General features: G+C 47.0%; 11 protein-coding genes. 5 read left to right on the plus strand and 6 right to left on the minus strand.

What is annotated here, in order from left to right:
* Positions 1-52 precede the first annotated feature (52 nt).
* The gene (gene pyrG / locus VM802_RS07535) at positions 53-1702 is read right to left on the minus strand and encodes a CTP synthase (protein ID WP_325529212.1); all 1650 of its coding nucleotides are present in this window, start codon (positions 1700-1702) and stop codon (positions 53-55) included.
* Between the two features lie 334 nt (positions 1703-2036).
* Between pyrG and VM802_RS07540 the strand changes: the two genes are divergently transcribed.
* Entirely contained in the window at positions 2037-2561 is a 525-nt protein-coding gene (locus VM802_RS07540; RefSeq protein WP_325529213.1) for an acyl-CoA thioesterase, read from the plus strand.
* An 87-nt stretch (positions 2562-2648) separates the two neighbouring features.
* Here VM802_RS07540 and VM802_RS07545 read toward each other — a convergent pair whose 3' ends face one another.
* The 4 genes from VM802_RS07545 to VM802_RS07560 form a co-directional block, all read right to left on the minus strand.
* A complete protein-coding gene (locus VM802_RS07545; RefSeq protein WP_325529214.1) occupies positions 2649-3305 on the minus strand; it encodes an HD domain-containing protein in 657 nt (218 codons plus the stop codon).
* A 160-nt stretch (positions 3306-3465) separates the two neighbouring features.
* Complete coding sequence (locus VM802_RS07550; protein ID WP_325529215.1) at positions 3466-4056, minus strand: precorrin-2 dehydrogenase/sirohydrochlorin ferrochelatase family protein; 591 nt, start codon at positions 4054-4056, stop codon at positions 3466-3468.
* Complete coding sequence (gene cobA, locus VM802_RS07555; RefSeq protein WP_325529216.1) at positions 4056-4832, minus strand: uroporphyrinogen-III C-methyltransferase; 777 nt, start codon at positions 4830-4832, stop codon at positions 4056-4058. Before cobA ends, VM802_RS07550 begins: the two co-directional genes overlap by 1 nt.
* A 35-nt stretch (positions 4833-4867) precedes the next feature.
* On the minus strand, positions 4868-6979 hold the full coding sequence (locus VM802_RS07560) for a ferredoxin-like domain-containing protein (protein WP_325529217.1): 2112 nt from the start codon (positions 6977-6979) through the stop codon (positions 4868-4870).
* A 692-nt stretch (positions 6980-7671) separates the two neighbouring features.
* Between VM802_RS07560 and hxpB the strand changes: the two genes are divergently transcribed.
* Both hxpB and VM802_RS07570 read left to right on the plus strand, forming a co-directional pair.
* Complete coding sequence (gene hxpB / locus VM802_RS07565; RefSeq protein WP_325529218.1) at positions 7672-8331, plus strand: hexitol phosphatase HxpB; 660 nt, start codon at positions 7672-7674, stop codon at positions 8329-8331.
* A 45-nt stretch (positions 8332-8376) separates the two neighbouring features.
* Complete coding sequence (locus VM802_RS07570) at positions 8377-9171, plus strand: cyclase family protein (RefSeq protein ID WP_325529219.1); 795 nt, start codon at positions 8377-8379, stop codon at positions 9169-9171.
* Between the two features lie 70 nt (positions 9172-9241).
* On the opposite strand, the gene rpsA is transcribed toward VM802_RS07570, so the two are convergent.
* The gene (gene rpsA / locus VM802_RS07575) at positions 9242-11137 is read right to left on the minus strand and encodes a 30S ribosomal protein S1 (protein WP_325529220.1); all 1896 of its coding nucleotides are present in this window, start codon (positions 11135-11137) and stop codon (positions 9242-9244) included.
* A 348-nt stretch (positions 11138-11485) separates the two neighbouring features.
* On the opposite strand from rpsA, the gene VM802_RS07580 reads away from it, so the two are divergent.
* On the plus strand, positions 11486-12367 hold the full coding sequence (locus VM802_RS07580) for a rhomboid family intramembrane serine protease (RefSeq protein ID WP_325529221.1): 882 nt from the start codon (positions 11486-11488) through the stop codon (positions 12365-12367).
* A gap of 91 nt (positions 12368-12458) precedes the next feature.
* Complete coding sequence (locus tag VM802_RS07585; RefSeq protein WP_325529222.1) at positions 12459-13682, plus strand: 4-hydroxy-3-methylbut-2-enyl diphosphate reductase; 1224 nt, start codon at positions 12459-12461, stop codon at positions 13680-13682.
* Positions 13683-13718 lie beyond the last annotated feature (36 nt).

Raw genomic sequence — 13718 nt, forward strand, 5'->3', positions numbered from 1 at the left:
ACAAACCACAAAATCATCTTTATATAATAAAATGTGTAATGTCTGAATATACTTACTGCGCTATTTTCTCTTCTGAGATCACAGTTTTACCATTCTTATTTTCTGCATACTGCTTGGCCGCCTTAATAAAGGATACAAACAGCGGAGCCGGACTTTCCACCGTGCTTTTCAGCTCAGGATGGAACTGTGAGCCCACAAAGAAAGGATGGTTAGGCAACTCTATCATTTCCACGAGACCGCTTTCCGGATTCTTACCGGAAGGAATCATACCAGCCTGTTCAAACTGCTCCAGGTATTCGTTATTGAACTCATAGCGGTGACGGTGTCTTTCGCTGATAGAAGTGCTGCCATATATTTCAGCAGCCCTGGAACCTGGCTGCAGCTCACAGGAATAAGCACCCAGACGCATAGTACCGCCCTTGGCCGTGATCTTCTTCTGCTCTTCCATCAGGTTGATTACCGGATGAGAAGTGTCAGGGTTCATTTCTACAGAGTGCGCGTCTTTCCAGCCCAGTACGTTGCGGGCGTATTCAACCACGCTCATCTGCATCCCCAGACAGATACCAAAGAAAGGCAGATTGTTTTCACGTGCATACTGAATAGCTGTGATCTTACCCTCGATACCACGGTGACCGAAGCCCGGTGCTACCAGCAAGCCATCGAGGTTCTTCAGTTTTTCACATACGTTCTCCGGTGTGATGTGCTCAGAGTGAATGTTCTGTACAATCACCTTGCACTCGTTCAGGGAACCTGCATGTATAAACGATTCCAGGATCGACTTATAGGCATCCTGTAACTCTACGTATTTACCAATCAGTCCTATCGTCACCTTGGATTTAGGATACTTGAGCTTATCCAGGAACTCGCGCCATTTGGTAAGTTCCGGCTCTTTTTCCACCGGGAGATTCAGGCGTTTAAGTACAGAAACATCCAGTTTCTCGCGCATCATTTCAAGCGGCACTTCGTATATAGTAGGTACGTCGTTGGCTTCAATGACAGCATCTACCTGCACATTACAGAAAAGCGCGATCTTCTTTTTCAGGTCGCGGTACATAGGCTCTTCTGTACGGCATACGATGATGTCCGGATGCACGCCATACTCGCTCAGTAGGCGCACGGAGTGCTGTGTAGGCTTTGTTTTCAGCTCTTTTGCAGCACGCAGGTAAGGAATCAGTGTAAGATGCACTACCAGGCAGTCCTCTTCGCCCAGCTCCCATTGTAACTGGCGAACCGCTTCAATGTAAGGCAGCGATTCAATGTCTCCCACAGTTCCGCCCAACTCCGTGATAACGATGTCATACTTACCGTCTTTACCCAACAGCAGGATACGGCGTTTGATCTCATCAGTAATGTGAGGGATCACCTGCACGGTTTTACCCAGATAGGCGCCTTCCCTTTCCTTGTTGATAACAGTCTGATAAATACGGCCTGTAGTAACGTTGTTGGCCTGAGAAGTAGGCGTATTGAGGAAACGCTCGTAGTGCCCCAGGTCCAGATCTGTTTCTGCGCCATCTTCTGTTACGTAACATTCCCCGTGCTCATAAGGGTTTAACGTTCCCGGATCCACATTGATGTATGGATCGAACTTCTGAATAGTCACTCTAAAGCCACGTGCCTGCAATAATTTAGCCAGCGAGGCGGCTATAATTCCTTTACCCAAAGAGGAAGTAACACCTCCCGTAACGAAGATATATTTTGCCATAAAACTAAAATTCAGCTAAAATACTTGACCTATAAAAGTGGGAAGTGCCAGATTGCGTTTGGTGTAATACCTGTCAAGTAAACTACTTCCGGAGGTCATGCAAAGTTACACAAAAATGTTTCGCACCCAAGTTTTTAAACCCGCACTTTTATTTGTTTGTTAATTTTTGAGGGATTCTGTTCAGCTCTGATCATAGATCAGTAGAGCGTTTTAAAGAATTTTCAAGTGCGGGAAATTATTTGTTAAAAACCTTCATCCAATGGATGACCCGTCAGCAGTATCTTTGGATCGATACCTATATATACAGTAAATTTGCGTCCGAAATACATAAAAGATGACTTTAACGCCTAAGAGAGCACAGGACTCGCTTATACAGATGACGGAACTGGTGCTGCCCAATGATACCAATACTTTCGGCAACCTCATGGGAGGCCGTCTGATGTACTGGATGGACATCGCTGCCGCCCTCGCCTGTATGAAACATTGCAGCGCACCGGTAGTAACGGCGTCTGTGGACAATATATCTTTCGAAAATCCCATCAAACTGGGTAACGTGGTGCATATCGAAGCAAAAGTGAGCCGCGCATTCAATACTTCCATGGAAGTACACATGAGAGTATGGGGGGAAGACCCGGTTCAGCAATACCGCTATAAGTCCAATGAAGCATTCATGACCTTTGTAGCGCTGGACCCCAATGGCAACTCCCGTCCGGTTCCAGGCATTATCACCAATACAGAGGAGGAAAAAAAATTATATGACGGTGCTCTCCGCCGCCGCCAGCTGCGCCTTATCCTTGGTGGTAAGATGAAGCCTGAAGATGCGGATGAACTGAAAGCATTGTTCTTCGAGAAAATCTGACAATGATTTTTTTGATTTTCCTGATTTCCCTGATATAAACATGTCATCATCTTCTTTCATCAGGGAAATCAGGAAAATCAAAAAAAATCATTGTCCCCATTCTTTATAGAACCTTTCCAGGAACTGTTCCATAAATACATGTCTTTCTGCTGCCAGCTCACGGCCAGTGGGGGTGTTCATTTTATCTTTCAGCAGGAGCAGCTTTTCGTAGAAGTGTGTAATGGTAGGGGCAGTACTTTTCTTATACTCTTCGCGGGTCATATTCATATTCGGCTTCACGGCAGGGTCATACAGAGCCCTGTTTTTAAATCCGCCGTAGTTAAACGCACGCGCTATACCGATTGCGCCCATAGCGTCCAGCCGGTCAGCATCCTGCACCACTCCCAGCTCCGGTGAATAAAACACCCTTTCATTATTGCCTCCCTTGAAGGAAATGTGCCGGATAATGTTTTCCACATGATCAATTGTAGCTGCGGGCAGCTGTAATGATTCCATAAATGCCCGGGCCTTTGCCGGACCAATATTTTCATCCCCGTCATGGAACTTGGAATCGGCAATGTCATGTAACAACGCGCCCAGCTCCACCACCAGCATATCCACCGCCTCCGCCGCCGCAATTTGTTTCGACTGCTGCCAGACCCTGTATATATGCCACCAGTCGTGGCCGCCTTCCGCTCCCGCCAGCTCCCGCTTTACATAAGCCACAGTGGCGTCTATAATCTCCTGATGTTGATTTCCGCTCATCTTTTTCTCGCAAAGAACGCATAAGTAAAGCAAAGAGCGCAAAGGATTTTTTAAGTTGATAAAGACCGTTTTGAGTACCATAATAAAATTAGATCTCTAACATAATCTTACTTAAAATCCTTTGCGCTCTTTGCTTTACTTATGCGTTCTCCGCGAGAACCTACGCGCTTTCGCTCTCTGCTCTCACCAGTACGTCGGTGAGGCTGTTCAGCTTTTTCACCTTACTGGTGAAGTCGCCCTTCAGTTTATCACGTATGATATAGAGTTTGTTCAATACCTCATCCAGCGTATCCGGGATGGCCTCCTGTAACACCTGTTTCAGACGTTTGGCTACGGTAGGTGATTTGCCATTGGTGGAGATCGCAATCTTGAGATTACCTTTCTGTACGACGGAACCGAGATAAAAATCACAGAGGTCAGGTGTGTCCGCCACATTAATCAGCACTTTGCTGCCTTTGGCCTTTTCCCACACGCAATAATTCACCTCTTTATTGTTGGTAGCAGCTATTACCAGATCTTTCCCAAGCAGGTCCCCGCAGGAAAATGCTTTACGGATCAGCGTTACGTTGGGGTACTGCTTCGCCAGCGCTTCAAGCTCAGGCAAAAAATGTATAGCCACCACCGTTATGTTGCCTTCCGGGCAGTTCTGCAACATGGCAGTAACCTTCTCGAGTCCGATATTTCCACCACCCACCACCAGCACGCTGAGGCGGTGTAGCTTGAAAAACACCGGGAATAACTGATTTTCCATTATACAGCAATTTTAAGTTCTTCTGCAACTTTTGTCTGTAAGGCTTCAAATGCTTCATGAAAGCGCACCACTTCTCCAATCACAATGATAGCCGGGTTATGCAGCTGATGTGCTGCCGCTATCTGCGCAAGATCTGCCGCATGCCCCATCCCCATTTTCTGCGTCGGCAGCGTGCCATTCTGTATGATGGCAGCAGGCGTTTGCCCCCTGCCCTGCGCTTCATAGATGGCTGCTATCTCCCCCAGCTTACTCATCCCCATCAATATCACCACCGTTGTGTTCGCGTGGATGGCATGCTCGAGATCGCGCGACAAATTACCATTCTGCGTGTTACCGGTGATCACCCAAAAGCCTTCACTGACATTGCGCGCAGTCACCGGAATCTTGTTCACACCAGGCACAGAGATAGCGCTGGAAATACCAGGTACCACTTCCGCTGCAATACCAAACTGCTGCGCGAAAGCTATTTCTTCCTGGCCACGGCCAAATACAAAGGAGTCGCCTCCTTTCAGCCGTACCACGCTGCCGTAGGTCAATGCGTACTTGACAATCATCCTGTTGATCTCTTCCTGTGAATACACATGCATACCCGCACGCTTACCAACAAAACGACGCAGACAGTTGGCCGGTGCATATTCCAGTAATTCGTTGTTGGAAAGTGCATCGTAGAGTATTACCCTTGCCTGCTGAATAGCCTTCAGTCCTTTAACGGTGATCAGTTCAGGATCTCCGGGACCTGCGCCTACCAGTGTGAGTTTCGGTTGTATATGCTGCATTTGATATGATGTTTAGATAGATAATGAAAAAAGAATTACGCCTGTACCGGTTCAGCTGTACGCTGGCGGTATACCTGTGCTTCTTCATAGAAGCGCTGCGCCTGACGGAAATATTCGCGGGCGAAAGCCTCTGTCGGCTCGCTGCTGTTAATCAGGAATACCAATGTTTTGAAATCAGTTTCGAAGCTGAACTTACCCGTAGCTACAAAGTGTTTGTCGAAATCATTGATAATGCCGTTCTGTGTGTTACAGTTTACACTCTCGCCGAGCAGCAGTGCTTTTGCACCCTGTACAAAAGAAGAATAGGCATGATAGATCCCGTCTCCGTATGCACCGTTCAGGATAGCTTCCGCCCCCAGCTGCAGTTTTTCGTCTGCTTCCAGCAACAAGGTAGCTACCAGGTCAATCACCACACCGGCGCATTCGCCCACGCCGATGGCTGTAGCATACTGTTCCGCCTGACCCCAGTCTACAAAATCTTCGTCTTTCAGACTTGTGATATCCGCCAGGGGTTTCAGCAGTTCATAGAAATATTTTTCACTCCGGCGGTCATAATAGCTATTGAAAAGTTCCTGCGGTAAAGCATTGATTTCATAATCATGCAGCAGGGTACGCAATACGTCCGGACCACGGCGGCTGGGTACTTTGATTACTTTGTCTGCCACACGGCCTTCGCCGTTGCCGAGGATACCACCTCCCAGCAAAACCTGCAGGGCTGGCAGTACTTTACCACCGCTTTTCAATGAGCTGCCATGGAAGCCGATGTTGGCAATACCGTGCTGTCCGCACGAGTTCATACATCCGCTGATCTTTATCTTAATGTCCTTGTTGTGCACCAGGTCAGGAAATTCAGCGGCAATCACATCTTCCAGTGCTGTTGAAATACCGGTGCTGCTGGAGATAGCAAGGTTACAAGTATCGGTACCTGGACATGCAGTGATGTCTGCAATACTGTCGAAGCCGGGAGCGGCAAAGCCTGCGTCTTCCAATACGCTGAATACATAAGGCAGATGCTCAGGCAGTATATATTTCAGCAGCAGATCCTGGTTGGCCGTTACACGTACGTCGTCTGCGATCACAGGCCGCAATGCCTCTATAAGCTGGCGGCTGATCACTGAGCTGATATTACCCAGCGGCACCCTGATGTAAGCGCCGAGGTATCCTTTTTGTTTCTGCTCAAAGGTGTTGGTAGCTTTCCAAGCTATGAACTTTTGCTGGTCTTTGATGCTGTAAGCCGGCACAGTACCAATTTGTGGCGGTATAGTCTCTTTCCAGGCATCCACATCCACTTTCAGTTCTTTCACTTTTACAGCAGGGTACTCTTCCTTCACCAGGCGCTCAAATTCTTCCATTCCTATCTTCTGGATCAGGAATTTCATACGTGCTTTGTGCCTGCTGGCTCTTTCTCCATAGCGGTCAAATACGCGCAGTACGTTCTCAATATACGGAATCAGTTTTTCTTCTTCCAGGAATTCGAAAGCTGTCTTTGCAAGGAAAGGCTGTGCGCCCAAACCTCCGCCCACCATTACTTTGAAGCCCCGGATCGTTTCTCCGTTTACTTCTTTCAGTTTGGGTATCAGACCAAAATCATGCATGAAAGCCCAGGCGGTGTCTTTGTCGCTGGAAGAGAAAGCTATTTTTATTTTGCGGCCCATGTCCTGGCACACCGGGTTGCGCAGGAAATAACGGAAAGCTGCGTCTGCATATGGCGTTACGTCAAATGGTTCTTCCGGATCAATACCGGCGCGGTCTGATGCAGTGATATTACGTACCGTGTTGCCACAGGCCTCACGGATAGTGATGTCGTCCAGTTCCAGTTTGGACCACAGTTCCGGCGTTCTGTCCAGGCTTACAAAGTGAATCTGTATATCCTGGCGGGTTGTGAGGTGAAGATTCCCGGTAGAATATTCGTCGGAAATATCAGCAATACGTTTCCACTGCTGCAGGGTCATTTTACCGTAAGGCAGTTTTATGCGGACCATCTGCACACCTTGCTGGCGCTGGCCGTACACGCCGCGTGCAAGACGAAGGCTGCGGAATTTCTCATCCGGAATACTGCCTTCGCGAAACAGGCGGATCTTCTTCTCCAGTTCTATAATATCCCGTTCTACAATCGGATTTTCGAGTTCTGTTCTGAAGCTTTGCATAAAAAGTATTTTCTGGTGGTAAAAATTTTGATTGGTGGATGGGGCCGGCACAAAAATCAAAAAGCCCCCGTACTGTTGCGGAGGCTTCGTATTATTTGAATGATTAAAGTCAGATAATCACTTGTTTTTCATACAACACGCGCTCCGCCGCTGTTTTTACAACAGCAACTACTATGATGGCAACTATTTCTTCTACCATTATCCATATTCCCTATAATTTTAGTAGAGTAATACAAAGATAGAAATGCGCCTCATCTTTCCAAAACTTTTTTTGTTAAATACAACAACAACATATTATAAAAATAAACTTTACATAAATCACTATTCTGAAAAGGGGCGGCAACTCGCTTTATAAACGCCCATACAGCAAAGGATTACAGACAACGCTATTTTAAAATAGCGCAGCCGGGTAATAACCACTGTTTATGAGGTATAACTTTTTGTTATGGGTATGATGATTAATGATGTGCGGATAATGTCTGAACGCTGTTTTTTTGATTAGCATAATGAAGATGACAGGCGAAGATTGACTGCGATTTTTTTACCTTTGCTCCTATTTTTGATCCTCGTAATGAAGACGTTGAACTATCCTCTCATCATCTTCATCATGCTAATCAAAAAAATCACAGTTCAGACAAATATCCGCTAAGATCTCCGCTCACTGCGGAACTCATAAAAATCATAGTCAGGCAATGATCAACACAGTAATATTCGATATGGATGGCCTCCTCGTAGACTCAGAACCACTCTGGGGCATCGCCATCCGGGAAGTATTTGCAACGGTAGGAGTAACTTTATCTAAAGAAATGTCGCACCAGACAACCGGTCTGCGCACTAAGGAAGTGGTAAGCTACTGGCATAATTACTTCAAATGGGAAGGTAAAAGTGCAGAACAGGTAACCGAAGAGATAATAGATAGTGTAATACAGAAGATCATTGCCGAAGGGAAACCGATGGAAGGCGTGGAATACATTCTGCAGTATTTCAGAGAGAAAGGATTTAAGATGGGCCTCGCTTCTTCTTCGCCGCTGCGACTGATAGAAGCTGTGCTGAATCACCTGAACATCAAATCCGCGTTCCAGGCAGTATACTCTGCAGAGTTCGAAGACTATGGCAAACCGCATCCTGCCGTATATCTCGCCTGTGCCAAAGCGCTGGAAAGCGACCCATTGCAATGTATCGCCTTTGAAGATTCTGTTACCGGTATGATTGCGGCCAAAGCTGCACGTATGACAACCGTAGTAGTGCCGGAAGCGCACAACCAGCAGGATATCCGCTACGCCGTAGCCAACCTCCGGCTCAATTCCTTGCTGGATTTCAATGACACCACGCTCAGCTCACTGATGAGATAATTTCCGCCGCAATATTTTGAATGCTGGTAACAGTTAACCATCTTTATGGATCTAAATCATTACTGTTACCAGCCCATGAAGATCATCGACCTCTCCAAAACCATCGAGTACAACAAACAGGACCCCTGGTTTATGCGTATTAAAATCAAACACAAGTCGCATAAACAAAGCAGAATGCTCATCCGCTTCTTCCTGGGCCTGCCGGCCAGGCTTTTCCCCAAAGGCTTCCAGGGATGGGCCGACGACAAAATCACCGGTATGGGTGTGCATGCAGCCACCCACATAGATGCTCCCTGGCATTACAGCCCGGTGGTAAATGGACAGCCTGCCAAAACCATCGATGAAGTACCACTGGAATGGTGCTATGGTCCCGGCGTAGTACTGAACATGACTCACAAAGCCGACCTGGAGGAAATAACCGTAACGGATATACAGAAGGATCTGGAAAAAAGCGGAGCCGTCATCACTCCAGGCACAATTGTGCTGATCTACACTGGCCGTGACCAATACATCGGCACCAGCGAATACCCGATGCGCGGCACCGGCATGAGCGCAGAAGCCACTCACTGGCTGATAGACCAGGGCGTAAAAGTGATGGGCATTGATCAATGGGGCTTCGATCTTCCATTAAAATATATGGCACAAGCTGCCCGTAAAAACAACAAGGCCGATTATTTCTGGCAGGCCCACCTGGTAGGTCAGGAGAAAGAATACTGCCATATGGAGCAGCTGGTAAACCTGGGGGCACTCCCCTCTTCCGGCTTCAAGGTAGCCGTGTTCCCCCTGAAGATAAAAGGCGGTAGCGCAGCACCAGCACGGGTAGTGGCCATTTTTGAATAAGACATCACCAAAATAAAAATCCCGCCCTGATATTACTCAGAGCGGGATTTATTATTTAATGAAACGGATCTTACTGTGCGCTTTTTTCTTCGCCGCCTTCAGACTGTTTCAGTTTTTCTCTCAGTTCAGCCAGAGCGCCCAGATCACCTAAAGTAGCTTTTTCTACTTTACCCTGGATGTTCTTAACTGCTTTACGGGTTTTGTCAGCTTCAGCTTTTCTTTCTTTCGCTACTGCTTCTTTCTCTTCAGCCTGTGCTTTTTCCCATACTCTGGTGTGAGAAACCAGGATACGTTTTTCGCTGCGATCGAATTCGATAATCATGAATTCTTTCACATCTTCAACGTTGATTGGTTTTTCGTCTTCTGTTCTCAGGTGACGTGCCGGAGCGTATGCTTCCAGACCGTACTGCAGTTGAACAGTAGCACCTTTCTCATCTTTCTTCACAACGGTACCTTCGTGTACGGAGTTGATCGGGAAGATAGTTTCGAAAGTATTCCATGGATCTTCTTCGATCTGTTTGTGACCGAGGCTGAGTTTACGGTTTTCTTTGTCAATACCCAGGATCACAACATCTATTTCGTTACCTACTTTAGTGTATTCAGATGGGTGGTTGAAACGTTTGATCCAGCTCAGGTCAGAGATGTGGATCATACCACCAATACCTGTTTCCAGTTCAACGAACACGCCATAAGGAGTGATGTTTTTCACGATACCTTTGTGACGGCTGTCTACAGGGAATTTAGTTTCGATAGTAGACCATGGATCTTCTGTCAGCTGTTTGATGGACAGGCTCATCTTACGCTCATCTTTGCTCAGGGTAACTACCACTGCTTCGTATTCTTCGCCTAATTTGAAGAATTCTTTAGCGTTGATAGGAGTTGAAGCCCAGGAGATTTCAGAAACGTGAACCAGACCTTCTACGCCCGGCATGATTTCCAGGAATGCACCGTAATCTTCGATGTTAACCACTTTACCTTTAACTTTTGCACCTTCAGTGATGGTAGCAGGTAAAGTATCCCATGGATGAGGAGTCAGCTGTTTGTAGCCCAGGCTTATGCGACGTTTTTCGTCGTCGAAGTCCAGTACCACCACGTTGATTTTCTGATCCATCTGCAGTACTTCGCTCGGATGGGAGATACGGCCCCAGCTGATATCGGTGATATACAGCAGACCGTCCAGACCACCCAGGTCGATGAACGCACCGAAGTCGGTGATATTCTTGATAGTACCTTCCAATACCTGGCCTTTTTCCAGTTTGGAGATAATATCCACCCTTTGTTGTTCGATATCGCTTTCGATCAGCGCCTTGTGAGAAACTACGGCGTTGCGGATGGTTTCGTTTACTTTCACCACCTTGAACTCCATGGTTTTGCCTACAAACTGATCGTAATCGGTAACAGGTTTCACGTCGATCTGAGAACCAGGCAGGAATGTTTCCATACCATAAACGTCTACGATCAAGCCGCCTTTGGTTTTGCTGGTAACAATACCGGTAACCACTTCGCCTGTTTTGTAAACTTCCACGATTTTTTCCCATGCACGTTTCTGGCGAGCCTGTTTACGGCTCAGGTGCAGGTTACCATCGCGGTCTTCTTTCTCTACTACCAGTACTTCCACTTCATCACCGATCTTCAGACCAGGTAAATCACGGAATTCGTTCAGAGAAATCAAACCATCGGATTTGAAACCGATGTTGATCACTACATCTGTGTTGGTCAGACCAACTACAGTACCAGTCAGCAGGCTGTTTTCTTCAAATACTTTGAAGGTGCCTTCGTAAGTCTGGTCATACTTTTCTTTTTCTTCTTTGCTGTAAGAAGAAACGTTACGTTTGTCTACGCTCCAGTCGAAATCGTCGTGAGCAGTAGCCACTACAGGAGCCTTTTTTGTCGCTGTTTCCGTCGCAGCTGCCTGCGGAGCCTGTTGTTCAGCGTTTTGTTCGTTAATAATGTTGTTTTCGCTCATAAAAATGTTTATTCATTCCGGAATACCCGGACGCCCTTTTTTATTGGGACTGCAAAAATACGATATTTCAGCGGCTTTACCGCATTTTTAAGGAAAGAAAATGCAGCTGGATCTCCATCCGGGCACATGTTTTGGCATATTTTAATTTCATATTTATAAAATAAACACTGCAACGCGGATGGCCCCAACACAAAAATCACGGTTGTCACAACCCGGAACATCCTCCATATGTTGCTATAACAAGATGTTTTTACCTGTTTTCATCAACCGCGCCAAAGGGGATTTCCCCTCCCTCAAAATCCTCATCGCTGAACAAAAAATCCGGGAATTTTATTTTAATTTGTGTATATGAACGGCACTTCTTTTCAATCGGATATTCGCTACTGGCTCAGGCAGGGCAACACAGTCAATTACCTGTTGTTCTGGAACATCATCATTTTTCTGGGGATCAACGCATTGCGTGTAGTCGCCTATTTTTCACCGGGCGCCGACGTCTTTCCATGGACCTTTAACCAACTCGCCCTCCACTCCCGGCCGGACGTTTTTATAACCAAGCCCTGGGGCATCATCAGCTACATGTTCGTGCATGTAGAAATATTCCATATACTTTTCAATATGCTGAACCTTTACTGGTTCGGAAACCTCTTCCGCAGCTTTCTCGGCAACCAGCGCATACTACCGCTGTATCTGCTCGGCGGTATTGCCGGTGGAGCGCTCTATATGCTCACCTACAACCTGATCAGAAGCGACCTTGACGCCACCATGATCGGCGCTTCCGCATCCGTAATGTGTATCCTGGTGGCCTGTGCCACCCTCATGCCCAATTACGAAATAGGACTGCTCTTCTTTGGCAGCGTAAGACTCAAATGGCTCGCCATCGCCCTGATTCTGCTGGGCCTCATCTCCATTCCGCAAGGCAACCTGGGCGGCATCGTAGCCCACATGGGCGGCGCCCTGCTGGGCTTCTGCTATATCAAGTTCCTCCAGAGCGGCACCGACCTCTGCAAACCACTTATCTGGCTGTTTGACGCCAACACCCGCAAAGAAGCCAGACAGAAAAAACAATCACAGTTCAAGGCAAAGAAATCGCCCCTCAAAGTGGTAAAGAAAACAGACGACACCAATCAGTCACGCCTCGATCAACTGCTGGACAAAATCAACGAAAAAGGCTACAACAGCCTTAGCGCAGAAGAAAAAGCCTGGCTGGACAAAGTAAGCAAAGAGAACTGATCGCATCAACCGTTTTCCTGAATCTCAGCAAGAACGCCCGAAAGCTGATCCCTATTTTTTAACTTTGTCCTTCAATCTTTCGTTTTTACACATGAAAACATTCAATGTTCCGGTTATATATCGCAGTCCGCTGATCAGCGCTATCAAGAATAAGCGCAAACAGGAGGACCGCATGAAAAAGGACTTTACCCCTACCACACTAGATTTCGGACCAATCCGGATACTACTGGCCAGACATTTTGGTTTCTGCTATGGCGTGGAAAATGCCATAGAAATCGCCTTCAGAACAGTGGAAGAAAATCCTGGCAAACGCATATTCCTCCTGAGTGAGATGATACATAACCCTCATGTGAACAACGACCTGATAGAACGCGGCGTTCAGTTCATCATGGATACGGCGGGCAATCAGCTCGTGCCCTGGGAGTCACTCCAGTCCGACGATATTGTGATCATCCCGGCTTTCGGTACTACCCTGGAAATTGAAAAGCACCTCGCGTCACTGGGCATAGAACCACTGAAATACAACACAACCTGTCCTTTTGTAGAAAGAGTATGGAATAAGGCTGAACAGATCGGGAAGAAGAACTACACAGTAATCGTACACGGCAAACCCAAACATGAGGAAACCCGCGCCACCTTCTCCCACAGCCAGTTTAATACACCTACAATAGTAGTAAAAGATATACAGGAAGCAGAAATGCTTGCTGATTTCATCACCGGTAAAAGATCTGCCGAAGAATTCTACTCCCTGTTCAAAGGTCAGTATTCATCGGGATTTGACATTACGAAAGACCTTCAGCGGGTAGGCGTGGTAAACCAGACCACCATGCTTGCTACCGAAACACAGGCTATTGCAGATTATATCCGCCAGGTAATCGCGAACCATTACCAACTCACCGAAACCAATATCGGAGAACGCTTCGCAGATACCCGCGATACACTCTGTTACGCCACCAACGACAACCAGAGCGCTGTAACCGGTATGCTCCAGGAAGCAGCCGATCTGGCCATCGTAGTAGGCGGCTATAATAGCTCCAACACATCACACCTGGTGGAACTGTGTGAAGAAAAACTACCCACCTACTTCATATCAGCAGCAGAAAATATGCACTCCGCCACCACGATAGATCACTGGGATTTCCATCATAAAACCGGTATGCACAGTGATACTTTTTTACCAGAAAAAGAACAGGTTACAGTGTTGCTGACCAGCGGCGCATCCTGTCCGGATGCCCTCGTGGAAGGAGTCATTCGTCGGCTCCTGTCCTTCTATGGACTCGAGCATAAAGCCGATGAACTCGCAATAGCTGATTAATTTATTCCATCCGTATAAGATTTAACACAAGTATAT

This window comes from Chitinophaga sp. (assembly GCF_035538455.1).
Lineage (GTDB): Bacteria > Bacteroidota > Bacteroidia > Chitinophagales > Chitinophagaceae > Chitinophaga.